Source organism: Pseudoalteromonas sp. H71, assembly GCF_001468485.1.
Taxonomy (GTDB): Bacteria; Pseudomonadota; Gammaproteobacteria; order Enterobacterales; family Alteromonadaceae; genus Pseudoalteromonas.
This window is the reverse complement of record NZ_LODI01000021.1, coordinates 1-16,904: the sequence shown is the minus strand read 5'-3', so window position 1 is coordinate 16,904 and position 16,904 is coordinate 1. Positions and strand designations below refer to the sequence as shown.

The 16,904-nt window shown below is 38.3% G+C and carries 13 protein-coding genes and 1 tRNA gene; 5 read left to right on the top strand and 9 right to left on the bottom strand.

Annotated features, from left to right (window positions below; genetic code table 11):
* Window positions 1–205 precede the first annotated feature (205 nt).
* Entirely contained in the window at window positions 206–1,405 is a 1,200-nt protein-coding gene (gene tyrS / locus ATS71_RS10720) for a tyrosine--tRNA ligase (protein WP_058404823.1), read from the top strand.
* A 67-nt stretch (window positions 1,406–1,472) separates the two neighbouring features.
* Here tyrS and ATS71_RS10715 read toward each other — a convergent pair whose 3' ends face one another.
* From ATS71_RS10715 to folE2, 4 genes are all read right to left on the bottom strand, one after another.
* Entirely contained in the window at window positions 1,473–2,417 is a 945-nt protein-coding gene (locus ATS71_RS10715; RefSeq protein WP_058404822.1) for a cobalamin biosynthesis protein CobD/CbiB, read from the bottom strand.
* A complete protein-coding gene (gene mtnN, locus ATS71_RS10710; protein WP_058404821.1) occupies window positions 2,418–3,125 on the bottom strand; it encodes a 5'-methylthioadenosine/S-adenosylhomocysteine nucleosidase in 708 nt (235 codons plus the stop codon).
* 113 nt (window positions 3,126–3,238) lie between these two features.
* Entirely contained in the window at window positions 3,239–3,832 is a 594-nt protein-coding gene (locus ATS71_RS10705) for a DUF2726 domain-containing protein (RefSeq protein WP_006794335.1), read from the bottom strand.
* Between the two features lie 104 nt (window positions 3,833–3,936).
* On the bottom strand, window positions 3,937–4,857 hold the full coding sequence (gene folE2, locus ATS71_RS10700; protein WP_058404820.1) for a GTP cyclohydrolase FolE2: 921 nt from the start codon (window positions 4,855–4,857) through the stop codon (window positions 3,937–3,939).
* Window positions 4,858–5,072: 215 nt separating this feature from the next.
* Between folE2 and arcB the strand changes: the two genes are divergently transcribed.
* Entirely contained in the window at window positions 5,073–7,391 is a 2,319-nt protein-coding gene (arcB, locus tag ATS71_RS10695; protein ID WP_058404819.1) for an aerobic respiration two-component sensor histidine kinase ArcB, read from the top strand.
* 7 nt (window positions 7,392–7,398) lie between these two features.
* On the opposite strand, the gene arcA is transcribed toward arcB, so the two are convergent.
* The 4 genes from arcA to trmB all read right to left on the bottom strand — a co-directional run bounded on the left by arcA (window position 7,399) and on the right by trmB (window position 12,119).
* Window positions 7,399–8,115, bottom strand: coding sequence for a two-component system response regulator ArcA (arcA, locus tag ATS71_RS10690; RefSeq protein WP_006794331.1), 717 nt, complete (start codon window positions 8,113–8,115; stop codon window positions 7,399–7,401).
* A 452-nt stretch (window positions 8,116–8,567) separates the two neighbouring features.
* Window positions 8,568–10,172: a sensor histidine kinase gene (locus tag ATS71_RS10685; RefSeq protein WP_058404818.1), complete on the bottom strand. Its 1,605-nt coding sequence runs from the start codon at window positions 10,170–10,172 to the stop codon at window positions 8,568–8,570.
* 150 nt (window positions 10,173–10,322) lie between these two features.
* Window positions 10,323–11,348 (bottom strand): methyltransferase, encoded by a 1,026-nt coding sequence (locus ATS71_RS10680; protein WP_058404817.1) that lies wholly within the window; start codon window positions 11,346–11,348, stop codon window positions 10,323–10,325.
* 45 nt (window positions 11,349–11,393) lie between these two features.
* Window positions 11,394–12,119, bottom strand: coding sequence for a tRNA (guanosine(46)-N7)-methyltransferase TrmB (gene trmB / locus ATS71_RS10675; protein ID WP_006794328.1), 726 nt, complete (start codon window positions 12,117–12,119; stop codon window positions 11,394–11,396).
* 163 nt (window positions 12,120–12,282) lie between these two features.
* On the opposite strand from trmB, the gene mutY reads away from it, so the two are divergent.
* Both mutY and ATS71_RS10665 read left to right on the top strand, forming a co-directional pair.
* Complete coding sequence (mutY, locus tag ATS71_RS10670) at window positions 12,283–13,344, top strand: A/G-specific adenine glycosylase (RefSeq protein WP_058404816.1); 1,062 nt, start codon at window positions 12,283–12,285, stop codon at window positions 13,342–13,344.
* A gap of 34 nt (window positions 13,345–13,378) precedes the next feature.
* A complete protein-coding gene (locus ATS71_RS10665) occupies window positions 13,379–13,651 on the top strand; it encodes an oxidative damage protection protein (RefSeq protein WP_058404815.1) in 273 nt (90 codons plus the stop codon).
* 59 nt (window positions 13,652–13,710) lie between these two features.
* On the opposite strand, the gene ATS71_RS10660 is transcribed toward ATS71_RS10665, so the two are convergent.
* Window positions 13,711–16,485, bottom strand: a complete 2,775-nt coding sequence (locus tag ATS71_RS10660) for an ATP-binding protein (protein ID WP_058404845.1) — start codon at window positions 16,483–16,485, stop codon at window positions 13,711–13,713.
* A gap of 339 nt (window positions 16,486–16,824) precedes the next feature.
* Between ATS71_RS10660 and ATS71_RS10655 the strand changes: the two genes are divergently transcribed.
* Window positions 16,825–16,900, top strand: a tRNA-Phe gene (locus ATS71_RS10655).
* Window positions 16,901–16,904 lie beyond the last annotated feature (4 nt).

The window sequence follows — 16,904 nt, the reverse complement described above, 5'->3', positions numbered from 1 at the left end:
GCTTTATATGCCTTTTTAGCGCTTAATTTATCTCAGACTGTGCGTATTTTATTTAGTTGCATTAATCACTTAAAAAGTTGTTTTAATTAGGTAGAAATTTGTTATGTTAGTTGCACATATAAGTTTGATTTAGCCCTTGTTAAACTGAGGTTATACAAAACAACTAGTAGCCCTCTTTGTTGGCAGAATTTTGGAGTAATAGACTGTGGATTTACAAACCGCTCTTGCAGAGATAAAACGCGGTGCAGAAGAAATATTAATTGAAGACGAGTTAGTTGAAAAACTAAAGTCGGGCAAAAAGTTAAAAATCAAAGCGGGTTTCGATCCAACAGCGCCAGATTTACACTTAGGGCATACAGTACTAATTAATAAAATGAAAACTTTCCAAGACTTAGGTCACGAAGTTATTTTCTTAATTGGTGATTTTACGGGCATGATAGGTGATCCAACCGGTAAAAACGTGACACGTAAACCGCTTACCCGTGAAGATGTTCTTGCCAATGCTGAAACGTATAAAGAGCAGGTTTTCAAAATTCTTGATCCTGCAAAAACAACCGTTGCTTTCAATTCAACGTGGATGGAAAAGTTAGGCGCAGCTGGCATGATTAAACTAGCTGCTAACCAAACGGTTGCGCGTATGCTTGAGCGTGATGACTTTAAAAAGCGATACAATGGCGGACAGCCAATTGCAATACACGAATTTTTATATCCGCTAGTACAGGGTTGGGATTCGGTTGCTTTAGAGTCAGATGTAGAGCTTGGTGGTACTGATCAGCGCTTTAATCTACTTATGGGGCGTGAGCTTCAAAAAGTTGAAGGCCAAAAGCCACAAACTGTTTTAATGATGCCATTACTTGAAGGTACTGACGGCGTTCAAAAAATGTCTAAATCTTTAGGTAACTACATTGGTATTACTGATGCACCTAATGACATGTTTGGTAAAGTGATGTCGATTAGTGATGTATTAATGTGGCGTTACTACGATTTACTAAGTGGCCTTTCAATTGAGCAAATAGCAGCGCAAAAAGAACGTGTTGAGCAGGGTACTAACCCGCGTGATATCAAAATTGAACTTGCTAAAGAGCTTATTGCACGTTTTCATAGTGAAGAAGATGCACAAGCTGCACACAACGATTTTATTCAACGTTTTCAGAAAAAAGCACTGCCAGATGAAATCCCTGAGCTGACAATAACCATTGCAGAAGATACTATTTTAATAGCAAACTTATTAAAAGAAGCTAATTTAGTTGCCAGTACATCAGAAGCGATGCGCATGATAAAACAAGGTGCAGTTAAACTGAACGGTGAAGAAAAAATCACTGATACCAAACTAGAAATAGCAAAAGGTACAACCGATATTTACCAAGTGGGTAAACGTAAGTTTGCCAAAATTACCGTAGCTTAAGTATACGGGGAATAAAAAAACCAGCTGAGGCTGGTTTTTTTATATTCAATTTTTTACTAAGTAAAGCTTAAATGCTTTTTAGAATTTCAATACACACAATAACGAGTACCCAAAAGGCACGCGCCTGATTAAGCCGATTTAATACGGCTGGCACATCGTCAGCGTTAGGTAGCCTATCAGTACCAACACGCATTTTGTTATACCGCTTATTAAAATACATAGCGGGCCCACCCAGTTGCACGCCAAGTGATGCTGAACATGCACTGAGTAACCACCCTGTATTTGTTTGATAGAAGTGTTGGCCATAGTGTTTTATATAATGAATACTTTGTTTTGTGGCCTTACTCGCAGCAATTGTTAGGGACAATAAACGTACCGGAATATACTCAATAACAAATAAAATAAGCTTTAATGGTTTTAAAAATGCGCTGTTTGGTGAAACATCATGGCGCCATGCTTGCTGCATTAAGGTAAGTAGTCGGTACCCAAGAGCTGCAATGGGGCCTAAAAGTAAAAAAATAAATATAACTACAAAGTAATAACGGGCAGTGCGAAGTATTAAGCTCTCTATAAGTGCTTTAATAATGCCGGCTGTAGAAAGCTTGCTTACTTCACGTGCGAGTATCGGTTTTAATAGTTCGCGCGCGGCTGACTTTTGGTTTTGCTTGGTCAACTTTGCAATACGACGCGCTTTTTTGTTGAGGCTTTGGCTTTCAAGGCAAAGGTATAAAATAAGGCCTGCCAGTAACTCGGGGTAAAATGCAAATTCAAGCAGTAAAGTAATAATTATTAAAATAACACTGAGCACCAGCACGCTGGCAAGGATGGCTGCTAAATAGTGGTAGCTGTTTGTATTTTGTTTACTATAAATACGTTTGCCCATGGCGCGAAACACGGCCACTAAAACGGTATTAGGGTGGTACCAACTAACGAGTGGTAAAAAGCGCTCAGCAAGGAGCGCTATTATGAATACAATAAAGTCCAAATGGTTTTGAACAATATTGCTAAGCATTTACAGTGTTACAGCCGTTAGCTTTTCAAGCAGAGCAACAACCATTTTAGATGAGTTAATTGATGCTGTTTCTAGGTACTCTTCAAATGATTGTGGCGATTCTTTACCTGCAATATCAGACATTGAACGAATAACAACAAAAGGTGTTTCAAGCGTATGACAGGTTTGCGCAATAGATGCACCTTCCATTTCTACTGCAAGCATTGAAGGGAAGTCGCTGCGCGCTTTATCAATACGAACAGGGTCACACATAAAAGTATCGCCAGTACAAATAAGGCCAACCAAGGTTTTAACTTCGCTAATTTGTGCAATAGTTTGTTGTGCTGCTTCAACCAATTTAGGGTGCGCAACAAAACCTGCAGGCATTTGCGGTACTTGGCCAATTTCGTAGCCAAAAGCGGTTACGTCTACATCGTGGTGACGAACTTCTGACGATATGACGACATCCCCAACACTTAATGATGGATCAAAACCGCCAGCAGAGCCGGTGTTAATAACGCAATCAGGTTTAAAGTTATCAATAAGTAATGTAGTTGCAATGCTTGATGCTACTTTACCAATACCTGATTGAACAAGAGTAACTGTACAACCCGCTAATTCACCAGTGTAAAATGTAAAACCTGCTTTAGTTAAAACAGCTGGGTTTTGCATTGCTTCACGCAATATTTTAACTTCTGGCTCCATTGCGCCAATAATACCAACATTCATAGTGTTTGATTCCTGAGTTTGAATAGCATGATTATACGTGAAGTTAACAATAAAAAACAAAAAAGCGAGACATTTAAAATGCTCGCTTTAATGCAAGTTTAGTCACCTGATAATTATATTTCGGCTAATGCTGTTGAATGGGCTTTAGCTTGTGAAGGTGATAAAACGGCAGGTTTGTGAACTCGGTTGCGCAAAGGACGCTGTGCTGTCGGTGCAGGTTTGCCTAACTTAAACATAATGGCATCGCGTACTTCTGATGGACGATAGCCTGCTTTTACCTTCATGCGAATGTGTGGAATACCTGCAGCTTCTAAGGCGCCATTCACAAACCAGTCGCGCTGTGCTTTATGGCCATCTTTGTTGGCGTTATTTACTAAATCAACGGCGGCAACTATGGTCATCTTTTCTTTGTCGATTAACACAAAATCAAGCTGCTTATTTTTGGCTTTGGCAATAGCAGCACGTTTTGATTTAGGTGATAAGCCTTCTTTGCAGTCGATGACATCAATAAGCTTAACTCGGCTCACAATCTTGTATTGATCGCCAATAGCACGCTCTAATAGATTTAAAAAGGCGCTTTCTACTTGCGTAAATACGCTTTGTTTACGTTTGAAAGGATAAGGATTACCGCCGTCGTCACTAAATTTTGACGCGGCAATTGATGCACCTACCACTAATACTAAAATCGACAATAAAGCGAATTCCATACGGTAACTCCATAACAACAAATTGACACTGTTTTGTTAAAGCAAATACTGTGCCTAAGTTGTATCTGAATTACCGAATGGCGATTTAAGTTGACGCAGGTGTTTTATGCTTTATACCCGCCATTAATACCTTTCACAGCAACAGCTACGGCATCGTGTGCATGAAGCGATTCGTAATGGTTTATTTGTAGCCAGTAATCTGCGTAACTGTCTGCTTCTAATATTGCTTTAATTTTACGTGCTGCATCTTCGCAAAACATTAAATTTTGACCATTTAAACGGGCAAATTCTTGTTCATCTTCACGCTTTACTGCCGCTTGTACTGGCGTTTTGAGCTCGCCCTCAAGGGTATTTATTAAGTTAACTACATCAAACTCATGGATGTTGCTATCGAGTTTAACTTTTACGTTAGCAATTGAGCGTTGCGAGTGAGGTGTTGCCACAATGCCTTGTGTTGTGCCAAGCCAATCAAGTACGTCTTTTTGGTTGAGTGTGTCTTGGTTAAACTTTTCGCTGAATGCGTTTTGTATCAGCTGGCGTGCAAGTGCTGCCGAACAAGGGCAAGTAGATGAGTAGGTAACATCAACAGTTAGCTCGTAACTAATAATATTGTTTTCAATTGTACTTGTCAGTGTAATTGGATAGCTTTTCCAGCCAGCTTTCCCACTTAATAGAGACTTGCGGCGAAGTGGAAGCTCAAATTTAAACTCAATTTGCGCCTTATTACTCAAGCCTTCATGGCTTGATATAAAGGTATCAAGCGCTTGGCCAATTGTTTTAGGATTTACTTGTTGCTCTGTTGAGAGTAAATCAAGCGCTAAAAATAAGCGCGACATATGAATGCCTTTGGCGTCTTCTTTATGTAAGTTTACGAATGCGCGCGCTTTAGCATTAACGGTAACAGGGCTTAAATGACGCGATTCAAAAATAAATGGCAGTTCAATTTCACCCATGCCAACCCAGTCTAATTTACCTGTTTGTAATGCGGGAGCAGTGTCGGCTATATCGGGCATATTGGTTTGCATGCTATGTTACTCGTTATTGGCAATGATAAGGCGCCTTATTTTACACGAAATAATCAGTGGCTGAAACGAGGACTTTATTGCCAGTCAAAATCGCGTATGAATTTTTACTGTTTTTGTCGCACAACACGAAAATAGCGAATAGAAAAATGCTAAAATCTGTAAAATAGCATTGCCTTACTTATATTTAAGCAAACAGCAAAGAGATAAAACTACGTATGACCGATTATTCTTTGAGCCCTTGGGTTCGGGTGCTTTCAAGTTCTATAGCGCGATTTGGCGAGTTAAAAACGGCTGCCATTTGTTACGCTTTATTTTTAGCTGCGTCTCTTATTTTATCGAGTATGTTTTATTACGTAGCGATAGGTGAATTGTTTCTTGTAGATATTTTGGCTGTGGTATTTTTTTCAGCTGTAGTGTCACCTCTAATTATTAGCGTACTTATAAACTCAATTCGTCAGTTAGACGCTTCATACGCCTACTTAGATAGCGCAACCAAACAAGAAAAACTATTAAACCAAACACTTAAAGATAATATTAATCGGCTTAATATTGAAATAGATGAACGTAAAATGGCCTTTCATGCCAAACATCGCGCCATTGAAGAGCTTCGTAGAGAAATTGCAGAGCGCAAAAAAACACAGCAAGAGCTAGCTCAGCAAAGCATGCTACAGCGCTCAATTGTTGATTCATCCCCCGATTTATTTTATTACCGCGACAACAATGGGGTATTTGCTGGCTGCAATAAAATGTTTGAAGAAGTAATGGGTAAATCAAGCCTTGAGCTCATTGGTAAAACGGTAGAACAAATATTTCCAAATGACTTTTTATCTGAAGTACTTCGCACAGACAAAGAGGTAGAGCAAACTCACAAAGCAATCACCATCGATGTAGGTTATGAAGTTAATGGCGCAACACGCTGGTTTGAATTACGAAAACTTCCTTTTATAAACGATGAAGGTGACTACATTGGTTTGCTTGGTTTTGGGCGTGATATTACTAGCCGTAAAGAAGCCGCTGAGGCTCTTGAAACCGCATATAAAGATAAAGGTAAGTTTATTGCTACATTAAGCCATGAGTTGCGTACACCGCTTAATGGTATTGTGGGTTTAACACGCATGTTGCTTGATACCGACCTTAATAAGCAGCAGCGTAGTTGGTGTAATACGGTTTTTTCAAGTGCAGAGACGCTCGGGAATATTTTTAACGACATTATAGATTTAGATAAAATAGACAGAGAACAGCTCGATATTGCTGCAAATTCTATCAATGTATCTGATTTTATAAACGATGTTGTGAATTTTGCAGGTTTAATTACAGAGCAAAAAGGGCTGGAGTTTGATATTGAACGAAATGGTAAGCTAGACATATATGCGCTGCTTGATCCCACTCGTTTACGCCAAGTGGTTTGGAACCTGATAAATAACGCGGTGAAGTTTACCCAGCATGGCAAAGTAACACTTGAATGTAGCCGTGAAAATCGCCCTGAAGGTCCGTGGTTAGTTATTAAAATATCAGACACAGGGCAAGGTATTCCTCAAGAGCAGCTTTCTCGTATTTTTGATATGTATTACAAAGCACCTGACTTACAAGGCACAAATGCCATTGGTTCAGGCATTGGTCTTGCGGTAACCAAAGCGCTAGTGACCGCAATGAAAGGCAGTATTACAGTAAATAGTACAGAGGGGGAGGGCAGTTGCTTTACAGTACAAATACCGCTTAGTTTATGTATTGCCCCCACAGAGCAGAGCTATGTTGGACGAGAGCTTTACATTTTACTTGTTGAAGATGTACCGCTTAATGCAGAAATAGCCACCAATTTATTAGAACAACGCGGTCACGAAGTGTTATGGGCTGAAACAGGCGAAGATGCTCTTTCGTTTGTAGATACCGAAGACGACCTAGATTTAGTATTACTTGATATGCAGCTACCCGATATAAATGGGGACGAAGTTGCAAGGCAAATTCGTGCCGATAGTCATTTTGATAACCTGCCTATTGTTGCACTAACCGCTAATGTAAGAAGTGCAGAAGAAGAGCTTGAAGGTATTTCTATTCAAGGCGCTCTAGCTAAGCCTATCAATACAGTAAAGCTTGATAAAATGCTTGCTGACTTGTTTGATATTAAGCAAGCTCAATGCACCGAGCCACAGCTAAAAGTAACCGACGAGGCACTTAAAAATATTGATGCACATTTGCTAGATGTTGAAACAATAGAAGACTTTGTTAACTCAATGGGATTAGTTGTTTTTCGGCGCAGCAGTCAGCTATTCGAAAAGCTAAATCCGCAGTATCAACAAGAACTGCTTACATCATTAAATACAGGCGACAGGGAAGAGTATAAATCGGTTGCGCATAAGCTTAAAGGTGCTGCAGGTTCTGTTGGTTTAAACGATGTTCAACTGCATGCAAAAGTGATGGAGTACGGCGCAATAGAAGAGTCAGATGAGGTGCTTGAGGAGTGGCTGCTCGTGTTGGCAAATAAAATAAATGAAGGACAACATGCCCTTCATTTATTTCTACAGCAATTAGAATGAACCCTAATTAGCTGTCGATTTTACCAATAAAGCGGTAGCCTTCACCATGAATGGTGCTGATAAGCTCCGATGTAGAGTTATCGCTTTCAAAATGCTTACGAATACGGCGGATAGTTACATCGACAGTACGGTCGTTTGCACGAAGTTCACGCCCAGTCATATGTTTAATCAGTTGTTCACGGCTAAAAATACGACCCGGAGAATCAAGCATTAAACGCAGTGCTCTATACTCGCCTTTAGGCAAGCGTTTAGCATCGCCATTAGGAGATGTTAAACAGCGGCTGTTTTCATCTAATTCCCAACCGTTAAATGTAATAACGCCATTGGTTTCAAGCGCTGATTCATCATCACTTAGGCCTGTACGCGTAATAAGGTTGCGAGCTCTAATAGTCAATTCACGAGGGTTAAATGGTTTAGTAATGTAATCATCAGCGCCAATTTCAAGCCCTAAAATACGATCAACATCGTTATCACGACCTGTTAAGAAAATAAGGCCTACTTTGCGTTTTTGGCGTAGTTCACGGGCTAATATAAGGCCGTTTTTGCCTGGAAGATTGATATCCATAACTACGAGATTAACGTCGTCGTTATTTGTAAGCTTGTCATGCATGTCATCGCCATCAATGGCTTCAATAACTTTGTAACCTTCAGCTTCAAATAAACTAACGAGGTTTAGTCGAGTTACGTCTTCATCCTCTACGATTAGAATGACTGGCGTTTGCATTATTAATTAACCTTTTTGGAATATTTTATTTACAAAAAATCGGTATTTAGTATAAATCCGACTACTAGAGATTATAGGATTATATCCAATTGTTAACAAGAAAAAACAAGTTGGATAAAAATAAAACAGCAAGAGTTCAAAGTTTGCTCAAAAAGCCCGTGTAAAAACTACTGTTAAATTGATCATTACACGTATGAAGTTCATTTACTTTGAAAATTTATGGACCGGCTGACTATGCAAAACTGTTAAATAATCAGACTAATTCAAAGTTAAATTATATCACTATCTAATCTTTCATCAATGTATGTGATATCGCAAAAGTAATAAAGTTCAAAAAATTGCGCTCTATAAACGATAACTATTACCCTTACTTGTCACATAAAGCATAAATATGGTCGATAAGTAGTAATTCAATGAGTGTAAGCAAATAAATACACTTGGTTACTTCACTTTCAAGGGATGGTTATGATGAATCGCGCACCGTGTTTTTTTTCTAAATCAATTAATATGTGGCCGCCTAAAGCTTGTGTTACTAAATTGTAAACTAAGTGCATGCCTAGTCCACTCGCTCCTTGCCCTCTTTTTGATGTTACGAAAGGATCGAAGATCCTATGTTTAATTTTTTTGTCTACACCTTGGCCATTGTCACTGTAAATAATAGTGAGTTTTTTACCCGTTAACTCCACATCAAACTGTATTTCGTTATTTTCATTACCTATAAACCCATGTAGCAGAGAGTTTGTTAGTAGTTGTATAAATACTTGTTGTAGTGGTTCAGATTTGCTTTCTATTGTTAAGTCGGTTGCACAATTTATGTTTATAACAGGTTTTTTCTCTTCAAGTTCAGAGCTTATTGATGTCAAAACATCCGTTATTAACTTATGAATATTGATGTAGGTAGTTACGTCATCATCTTGAATAACCGCTACTTTTTTAAAAGTTGAAATTAAGTCTGCTGCACGGTTTAAGTTACGGTAAATTAAATCTAAATTTTCTATGCCTTCATCAATAAAGCGCTTTAATTGATTTGAAGTCAGCTTTTTGTCATCAAAGCTAATTTGTAAATCAGCTAACTTATCGCGCAGCAAGGTTGAACTAGTAATGCCAAGCCCTATTGGGGTATTAACTTCATGTGCAACACCGGCGACCATTTGGCCAAGGGATGCCATTTTTTCATTTTCAACAATTTGTGTTTGATACTGATGCATACGCTCAAGGGTTGACAACAATTCTTGATTTGCCTCTCGTAAGGCTATGGTTCGTTGGTTTACTTTTTCTTCTAATCCCTGGTTAAGCTGTTTAATTTCTTCTTTGTCTTTTTCATGGCGGGTCAGTTGTTTTTGAGTGCGTGTAAGCATGATATTTAAACTGTTTGAAAGCGCTGATATTTCTTTTACGTCGGTTACCGGTGCGCGTACATCGTAGTTATGATTTTTTGATACGTCTTGTAATAGCATGCTCAATCTTTCTATCGGTCGGGCTATTCTTTTTTGAACATTTATTGCAATAAAATACACAACAACAAGTATCAATAAAGTAAGTAAGGCATCCACAACTATTTTTTGTTTTATATAATCGTCTAAGCTTTCAAGGCTACCGCGGATGTATACATGGCCAACAAGCTTTTCATTATGAAAAATTGGCTTTATTAGTTCAATATCTTCGTTGGTTATACGTGGTGTTTTTAGTTCCTCAATACTGTCGATTCTGAGGGGGACTGGTGGCGTTTTTTTTGCGTTGAAACTAATAAAAAAAACAGGCTTTTGAGATGCTTGCTCAATAGAATAAACATGTATGTTTTTAACTAGAGAGATTTTTTCAAAGTATTTAAGGCGTTTTTCTTCTGTTTCTCTGTCATCTTCAAAAACTGACATTCCTGCGTCAAAGGCAACAATTTCAGCGAGAATAACGAGCTTACTAACTATTAATTGTTTTTGCTCTTTAACACTTAGGTAAGTCGATATAGAAATCGATAACGACAAGCAAATAGCAGTTATAAGCATGATTAAATTTATAAGTGCTTTACGAATACTGCTTTGATGAACTTTTCTAGGCATTATTAAAGTGTCGCCTGAGTCGTTAAGTTTTATTATTTTATTAGTTTAGCAAAGAAGGCAGAGAGTGGCGCAAAAAAACACATAAAATTAAGTATACATTCAAATACTAAGCCAAACATATTAATTGTTTAACTGAGCATTTAAGCGTGTTTAACTGCTATATACGGCAAATTTATTGTTTTTGAATACGGTTTGATACGCTTCAAATTGTGTTTCTAAAATTGGCGGGTATTTTAAAAAGCTGTTTGCAACAATAGTTAGCTTTCCGTTTTTAGTTAAATGCTGTTTAGCGTTAGCTAAAAACGTTTCGGCAACGCTGTAGTCTGTAGCAATTCCTGTGTGAAACGGCGGATTACTCACTATTAAATCAAACTTACCACTAATATTTTTAAGGCCATCACTGAGAATTGCTTCACCAGTTACCCCGTTTAACTTTAAAGTTTGAGTTGTTGCATAGGTTGCAAGTGCGCTTACGTCGCTACATACAAATTCAAGAGCTGTATTTTTTAACCCTAAAAAGGTCGCAATTAAGCCAGCACCACAACCAAAGTCGAGTACTTTACCTTGTTTAGTTGAAGGGGCATTTTCGAGTAGCATTTTCGTACCAGCGTCTAAACAGCCATGGTTAAACACGCCGGGTACGCTAATAGCTGAAAATGATGTATCGGCAATACTAACGGTAAATGTTTTATGGTAGTGGCTAATATCAAATTGCGCATTGAGTTCAATTTGAGAAAATGAGTAAAGTACGCAGTGTTTAGCCGAATCAATTTTATTACTATATTCAGTTTTAGCTGCTAATTGTTTTTCAATGGATTTAACGCCACTTTTATTTTCACCAACAACTAATAACTCTGCGTCGGCAGTTATTACAGCGCGTATGTTATCAAGGGCCATTAAAAGCTCTGGTTTTGATTTAGGATAATAAAGAATGACTAAATCATAATCACTGCCGGTAATGGTGTGGTTAACTTTTACATCAACACCATGAGTATTTTTAGCAAATTCACCATTAGCATGGTTATAGCTAAACGCTGTAATTTTGCTATTTGGATTAAGCGTTTTAAGCTCAGCTAAAAAGCCATCTTGAACAAAGTTGACCACCAATATAGATTTACCCGTTAATGCATCACTATTTCGCAGCAACAGTAAACTTGGGTTGGTTAATACGCTCATAAATGGCTTTGCCTTACAGTATGTTAAATTAATATAAAAGTGTAATTACTTTGTGCGCTCAAACATTAAGTCCCAAACGCCGTGACCTAATCGGTGGCCGCGTTGCTCAAATTTGGTAAGAGGGCGTAAATCAGGGCGAGGCACATAATCGTTAGTTTCTGATTGATTTTTATAACCCGGGGCAGCTTGCATAACTTCTAGCATATGTTCTGCGTAGTTTTCCCAATCAGTAGCCATATGAAAAACACCGCCTATTTTTAATTTAGAACGTAGTTTTTCAGCAAATTCAGTTTGTACAATACGGCGCTTATGGTGGCGCTTTTTGTGCCATGGGTCTGGGAAGAATAATTGCAATGTAGTTAGGCTTTCATCGCTTAGGCAGTCAGCAAGTACTTCTACAGCATCATGTTCAAACACGCGTAAATTAGTTACACCCGCTTCGTCGGCATCCATTAAGCATGCACCAACGCCTGGGCGGTGTACTTCAATACCAATAAAGTTTAAGTGTGGGGCATTTTTAGCCATTTCTACAAGCGACTTGCCCATACCAAAGCCTATTTCTAGCACTACATCATTGTTGTTGCCGAATACTTGGCTTAAATCAAGCATGCCGTTTTTATGCTCTAAGCCCATTGTTGGCCAGCATTTTTCGATTGCAGCGGCTTGGCCTTTGGTTAATCGACCTTCGCGTTTTACAAAACTGCGAATGGTGCGGATGTATTTACCTTCTTGCTTAGCTTGCTCGAGGTTGGTATTGCTTGATTCACTCATATCTTATTGGCCTGACAAAACAATGTGTTTAAAAATGGTTGCATATTATCCCTGACGATGGCCTCAATCACAAGTATTAGCTGGTTTTACAGCCTCTATAGCTTGATCTTTTTACTCACTGCAATAGACTGACCCGCCATTGAGCATGAGTAAAAAGTATAATATGTTGGACTTAAATAAAGAGCAGTCTCACTGGTTTTCAAAGCAAGTAGTTGATTGGTATCACCTTCATGGCAGAAAAACGCTGCCGTGGCAATTGGGTAAAACGCCTTATAAAGTGTGGGTTTCTGAGGTTATGCTTCAGCAAACTCAAGTTGTTACTGTGATCCCTTATTTTGAAAAATTTATGAAAAGTTTTCCTGATATTATTGCTTTGGCTAATGCCGAAGAAGATCAGGTACTACACCATTGGACTGGTTTAGGTTACTACGCTCGCGCGCGAAATCTTCATAAAACAGCAAAAATAGTTCGCGACAAATACAACGGACAGTTTCCTCAAACGCTTGAAGAGGTTATTGATTTGCCGGGCATAGGCCGCTCTACAGCTGGGGCTATATTGTCATTGTCGCTTGGTCAACATCACCCTATTTTAGATGGGAATGTAAAGCGAGTATTGGCACGCTATTTTATGGTTGAAGGGTGGTATGGTGTAAAAAAAGTAGAAAACCAGCTTTGGCATTTATCGTCGCAATTAACACCTAAAAATAATGTGACAGAATTCAACCAAGCTATGATGGATTTAGGTGCAAGCTTATGTTCACGTAGCCGCTTTGATTGTGAGGCGTGCCCGTTAAATAGTCGCTGTGGTGCGTTTAATGCGAGTAAAGTTAAAGAGTTTCCTCATTCGAAGCCTAAAAAAGCAGTGCCTAAAAAAAGCTGTCATCAGCTAATTATAAAGTGCGACGATAAGGTCCTTATGGAAAAACGCCCTAGCTCTGGTATTTGGGGTGGGTTGTTTGGTTTTTTCGAGTTTACTGAACGCCAACAGCTAGATGACTTTTTAGCTCAACATGGCTTTATATCAGAACTTGAACCATTAGCTTCGTTTACCCATGTATTTTCTCATTTTGAGCTGACTATTAATCCACATATATTAAATCTTAAACAAATCCCGGATGTAATTAACGAACGTCAGCTAGTTTGGTACCCGCTAGATCAATCAGTGGAAGTCGGTTTAGCTGCGCCAACTAAAAAGTTGGTTAAACAAATTGCACCAATAGGTTAAACTGTTGGCATTTAACGCTTAAGAGAAATTAATTATGGCACGTACTGTATTTTGTCAAAAGTTACAAAAAGAAGCCGAAGGCTTAGGTTTTCAACTTTATCCGGGTGAAATTGGTGAAAAGATTTTTAATAACATCTCTAAAGAAGCTTTTGCTCAATGGCAACACAAACAAACGATGCTAATTAACGAAAAGCATTTAAATATGATGGACCCAGAGCATCGTACATTTTTAGAAGAGCAAATGGTTGGCTTTTTGTTTGAAGATAAAGATGTAGAAATTGAAGGCTATAGACCGCCAGAAAAATAAATTGTAAATACAATAAAAAAGGGGCTATTAGCCCCTTTTTTATTGTTAATTATAAAGTGCTAAAACTCTTCGTTTTCCTGCTCTGCCTTTCTAACTTGCTCTTTTAAAAATTGAGCCGCTTTAGAATATTCAATTTCTAACTGATCACGTAAATCAATTAATTCATCGGTTGTTAGCTCTCCCGCTTTGCATTTATCTTCAAATGCACCAGCTAGTGTTCCTACTGTTTGCGCACCAATAGTTTTAGATATAGATCTAAGTTGATGGCAGCCTTCAATTATTTCTGCTAAGTCGTTAACCATAACACCAGAATTTATAGACTTAATTAAACTTTGACTTTGCTCTAAATACATCTTGAAAAAGCGTAGTTGCTTAGCTTTATCGCCATTTACGTACTTAGAAACTGCATCCATGTCTATGGGTAGCGCCATACTTTGTTGAGGAATTAACTCTTGTTTAGGTGCTTGCTTATCAAACCAGCGTTTAAGAGTATCTTCTAAGGCATTTAGCTCTATAGGTTTAGTAATAAAATCGTTAATACCTACGGCTAAACAGCGCTCTTTTTCACCTTTAAGGGCGTTAGCTGTAACTGCCACAATATAGGGTTGAGCGTCTATAGCTTCTAGCAATTCAGCTTCGTTACGAATTTTTTCAACCATGTCGTATCCTGACATTTTTGGCATGTGTAGATCGGTTAAAATAAGTGAATAGTTGTTCTTTCTCCACATATCCAAGCCTTCTTCACCATTGTTTGCAACCTCTACGCCATACCCTAATATATGCAATTGGTCGGTTAAAACTTGCTGGTTTAGAAGGTTGTCTTCAACAAGTAAAATCAGTTTATTTGATTCTCTAGCTTGCTCTACATTTAAATAGTTATTAAGTGTTTTGGCTTTTTTAATTTGTTTTGGTTGATGCAAGCCTGCGGCAACTAAAATCGAAAGCATAAAGTTAGATTTACAAAGTGGAGATGCATTGATGTAAAAAATATTTTTATGGTTAATGGCTGCTTCGTCTAATTTACTCAGTACAACAACTTGTTGATTGTAATCTTCTAGTGAATATAACAGGCGCCTTAATAGAGAGTTAATATCATCAATGTTATCAATGCCATCAGCAACCCAAATAGCACCTTCAGTGTTTTGGTGTTGCTCAATTTCTTTTTCTGTGTGTGCGTAAATAACTTTTGCCCCCATAAACGATAAATAACGATACATTATTTTTTCGCGTTGAAGATTGTTACTTACAACAATAATTGGTTTGCCGTCTAAGGCATTTTTATGAGCATATTTTATTTTACCTGAAGTACTAAAAGGCAGTTCAACGGTAAACTCACTGCCAATACCAGCATGGCTATTTACATGAATCGTCCCTAACATTAATTCTGTAAGGCTCTTACAAATAGAAAGCCCTAAGCCGGTGCCACCAAACTCCCTGGTTATCGAGCTCTCAGCCTGAACAAACGGGCTAAATATGTCTCTTAGCTGAGCTTGTGTCATTCCTTTGCCGTTATCGGTTACGCAAAAGCGTAAGGTAAAGTGATCGGCGGTGTTATGCGCAACCTCAACCGAAATTCTTACATGGCCCTGGGTTTTTTCATCGGTGCTTGTGAATTTAATTGCATTGCTGCACAGATTATAAAGTACTTGGCGCACACGTACGCTGTCACCGACTAGATTTACTGGAATATCTGGCGCAATTGATAGCTCTAAGTCGAGTTCGCGTTTTTTAGCAACCGACGACAAAACGCGAGTTACTTCTTCTAAGGTATCGCCAACTGAAAAAGGGGTTGGGTCAATATTAAGCTTACCGGCTTCAATTTTAGAAAAATCTAAAATATCGTCCAAAATACTCAGTAATGAGAATGCTGATTCGCGAATAATAGTACTTAAGCGATGCTGAGCACCATCTAGCTCGGTTTGACGCAGTAAATCAATGGTACCAATAACACCATTCATCGGCGTTCTGATCTCGTGGCTCATAGTAGCTAAAAAGGTGGTTTTAGTTTCGCTAGCTCTTTGTGCTTTTAAGGTTTCTCTCTCGAGTGCAATAGTGCGGTTTTGTACCTCTGACTCTAAGCCATTTTGTAGTTTTTTCAGTTCTTTTTGTACCGACTCGTTATCGCTTAGGGCTGTTTGTACTTGTTTAAGGAGTACATTTATATTTTGTGCAACGACGCCTAAACCAATATCAAGTTGTTCATTAATACTACTATTATAGTTACCTTGTTCCGTAATAGCTTGAAGCTCTTGTGACAGTGAGTCGGTACTCTTACGCAAACGCCCATTAATATACACATTAAAAAGTAACGCAAAGATAAATAAAGAAATAACAGTTGCGATTGCAATGCCATACGCAATTACTTGAGAGTCTTGCATGCTTAATGGTGGTGGGGCTAACTCCTGCTTAATAATTAGCTCACCAATTGGCTGGTCGTTAAGTAAGAGAATATGATGCAACACACCTGTGTTCTCATTATATTGTGTAATTTTAATAGACTCAGGTGCGGTCTCGCTATTGCTATAAACGAGCTGTGTATCAGAAGTCGCGCTGAAACGATAAAGAGTGTATTCAAACTCATCATCTAAAGAGGATGTTAAGTCGAGTAATTGCTTAACCTTGTCTTGGCCATACATTGTTAGCGCGTCGATCATTGGCTGGTTTAATGTAGATGCAAGTGTTTTAATATTTACCGATTGTTCAGGTTGAACTACTTGTGTTTTATTTTTTACGTAGAACGAGTAACCAAATACGGCAAGTGCGGTAACTGCAATATTAAATATTAAAAAAAGTGGTAATAACCCTTTTACCGGCGAAGAGAATTTACTCTGCATTGAATGTTCCCATTGATGTGTTTTTGCTACTTTAGCCATTAGCATAGGTATCTGAACTAATCGTACCATTTACCAAAAATAATTCACTACGGTTTTAGTCTGATTTAGTTATAATATTTCATATATATAGACTGGTTTGTGGTAAAAATGCACGTTATCAATAAAAAACGTACTGAGTTGCTTGAAAACCGTTCAAACAGTCGTAAAGGATAAAAAAAAAGTTGACTTGTAAGGGCAAAACTCGTTTAATACGCCGCACGCCCAGACAGCTGGCTCAGTATAGGTTGTTGGGAATTGCATTAAAAATCTATTAAGATTTTTAATTAGCACTGTTAAAGTGCCTCGATAGCTCAGTTGGTAGAGCAGAGGATTGAAAATCCTCGTGTCCCTGGTTCGATTCCGGGTCGAGGCACCATTTA